The following is a 2,946-nucleotide window of genomic DNA, read 5'->3' as shown; positions in this document are numbered from 1 at the left end:
TTAGAGTTCGATAGAACTCTTTACTTAGGAATCCCTCACTTCTAAACGAAGTGAAAGTGGGGGTAGTTCAAGATCTTGTTTCCGGTGTATAACTTTTCTTGATATATAAGTTATAAAAATTTTAATTTCTATTCATCTATTTTATGATTTAATAAAAATACAAATGAGACGCCGCTGTTTAGCAGCATCTCATTTAGCTATATTATTTTCTCTAAATTAACTCATTATTAGCTAGCAGAATGAATTCTTTTAATAATACAACGCCTTCTTCCACTTTAACTTCTATTTTCCAGTACTTAAATTAGATAGTCTTCTTTTATGAGAATCTACTCCCAAATTTTTAATTTCCATCAATTTAATATTTTTGTAGTATCTCCAAAACAAAAGTACTGACTAAAATCCTTATAAGAAGATAAAAAGCTTTTTAATTCTTGACTAATATCTTTTAGGTCCCGTATATAGTATATGCGGCTAAATTAATTTTCTCATTAGAATGATATAGCTGTACATCTACATAACTGAATCTCTCACAGTAATTATTATGTATCAAATTAGATATAAATGGTTTTATTTTCAATGCATTTTCTTTATTCATAATAAATTTCTCACAAAACAGTCCCAATATAATTTTTACGGGTAACTTTTTATCATATATTTTCTTTATGTTTTTAAATTTAGATGCAATGTCAACTAACTTATCATTACTGAATAGAGATACTTCTATAATTTCATTAGAAGGAATATTTAATGTTTCAATGATTTGATCAGCCCACTCAATTCCATCAATTTTTGAAAATAAAGCAATTTGTAATCCTATCTTAAAAACCTCAGCCATTACTTTTATTTAACTATATATAATTCCTTAGATTTTTGATAAGTATTCATATAGAATGTTTGAAGAGACATTAAGACTGATATTTTTAGTCATAACATTTCAATTAATATAAAAAGAATTTATCTTTTATATTTCATTTGTATTTTTTTAAAGTGCCTTCATAATTAGCAACGATAGAATACAGAGTATTTTTTTGAGAAACTAGATAGAGTACTCCTTGATAAGTGCCATCATCATATGAAAAAGATTTAGGTATTTTTATTACATTTGGACCGAAGGGGGAGTTCGGGAATATTTTAACACAGTTTTTTACGTATTCATTTGCTTCTACATTCTGCGTGACATTTTTACAGTTTCCGAAGTATTGATCATGTTCATCAGCATGTGATGAGATTCCCCCTATAACTAATCCACCTAATGTTAATGCACTTACCACAAATTTTTTTAACATATAAATATAATCCTCCTTTTTTAAATTGAATATCACATTTTATTCTACATTTTTATCTCTTTTGTTAATTTATAGTTCATTACGATACCCTGTATGTTAAGAAACAGGGTAGCAATCCCCAAAACATATTTAATAGTATCTTTTTTAGAATCGCTCAAGTAATATTTTATTAGAGTCGAATTTCTTAGTTTTACAAATACAATTTATATTTGGAAGCCATTCTTTTTCATGGGTAATTTCCAATGTTAAATAGTTAATTGATAATTTTTTTCCACTAGATGCCAAAGGGTGTTTTAAAGAATAATTAATAATTTCAGTGCAAATAAGATTGGCTATTAAACTAATGTATGGACCTATGGCAGTAGTAATTGTTTTAGATTCTAACTCTAATAATTTATCTTTTTTCAAGGAATTGTTTTCTAATAAATCGTGATAAAAACATTCTAAACAAGGTGTCTGATTAGGAATGCTAGTTAAAATTTGACCTGTCACACACCCTAATCCACCTGTTATAAGAGGAATATTCCTTATCTGTGAAAATAAATTAGACCATAATTGAATATATATAGGGGGGGAATCTGCTGCACAAACTAAGATATCAATGTCCTCAGGGAATATCTCTAATAAATCTTCTACACTATTTATGCGTTTTGTGAAACCTGTTATAGAAATCTCATCATTGAAATCTTTGATATTATTTATAGCTGATTTCACTTTATATTCACCTATATCAGATAATTTATATAAAAATTGCCTATTCAAATTTTTATATTCAATTTTATCAGGATCTACTACATAAATAGTATTTACGCCTAACCCTGCCAATTGTAACAATAAATTACTTCCCAGTCCCCCAAGACCAATAATCCCAATTTTTAATTCTTGTAATTCTTTTAAAATGTTCCCTGCTGAATTATCCATAGAAGAAAAGTTTGAAAAGAAATGAAGATTTGTTAAATGTCGATTATTATCTATAATAGGATTAGGTAAGCACTGTTCTATATGACCGTAATTATTTAATTCTTTGATAGTATCCCATACATCTTGTTTGGTTAATGAAGGGAATTTAGAGTGTAATATTTTAAAAATTTCTGTCACGCTCTTATTTCCATCTAATAAATTAAGAAGTTCTTTAAGAAAACCATCGCTATCTTTCAATACACTCATAAAATTTCGATCTTTACCAATAATAATTTCTGTATCACTTATATAAGTGACAGGATGTATATCTTTTATTTTATAAAACATGATAAAAACCACCTCAATATATAAGATTTAAAAAAGGTGCTTTAAGAATTAAATTCTAAAACACCTTTTTTAAATCTTATGTTCCTCCAGTAGTACCTCCAAAAATCCAATCCCAAAAACCTGATCTTTGATCAATTCTTTCAATATCGATTTTATTCATGTGAACTATTCACCTGCCTTCATGTAAATAATACCATTTTTTACTTTATCTTTCAATAGGGAATTTTCTATATATTTTTATAATTTAAAAATATATAGATTGAATATAAGGATTCAATCATTAGAAGATAAGTTGGCGAAAGCACAGCGTGTTCTTTTTAGAAGAATGAAAGGATCTTCTTGCTGGAATAAATAACGAGTAAAGGTAGCTAGAATTCATGAATACATATCAAATGCTAGAAAAGATTACTTG

At 27.2% G+C, this 2,946-nt stretch carries 2 protein-coding genes and 1 pseudogene; all 3 read right to left on the bottom strand.

The window, feature by feature from the left end:
- Positions 1-350: 350 nt before the first annotated feature.
- Positions 351-835, bottom strand: a pseudogene (locus QO049_RS30335) (hypothetical protein).
- A gap of 133 nt (positions 836-968) precedes the next feature.
- Positions 969-1,286 carry a hypothetical protein gene (locus tag QO049_RS30330; protein WP_021728078.1) on the bottom strand — a complete coding sequence of 106 codons (318 nt, stop codon included), beginning with the start codon at positions 1,284-1,286 and terminating at the stop codon, positions 969-971.
- Positions 1,287-1,430: 144 nt separating this feature from the next.
- The gene (locus QO049_RS30325; RefSeq protein ID WP_097862057.1) at positions 1,431-2,534 is read right to left on the bottom strand and encodes a ThiF family adenylyltransferase; all 1,104 of its coding nucleotides are present in this window, start codon (positions 2,532-2,534) and stop codon (positions 1,431-1,433) included.
- Positions 2,535-2,946: the final 412 nt, after the last annotated feature.

The organism is Bacillus sp. RB3 (assembly GCF_030164735.1).
Taxonomy (GTDB): domain Bacteria; phylum Bacillota; class Bacilli; order Bacillales; family Bacillaceae_G; genus Bacillus_A; species Bacillus_A cereus.
Note: the sequence above shows the minus strand (reverse complement) of the source record. Positions and strands in the feature narration are given on the sequence as shown.

Excerpts from the sequence above, each read along its gene's own strand:
- QO049_RS30330 (WP_021728078.1), bottom strand. The coding sequence starts at position 1,286 with ATGTTAAAAAAATTTGTGGTAAGTGCATTAACATTAGGTGGATTAGTT.
- QO049_RS30325 (WP_097862057.1), bottom strand. The coding sequence starts at position 2,534 with ATGTTTTATAAAATAAAAGATATACATCCTGTCACTTATATAAGTGAT.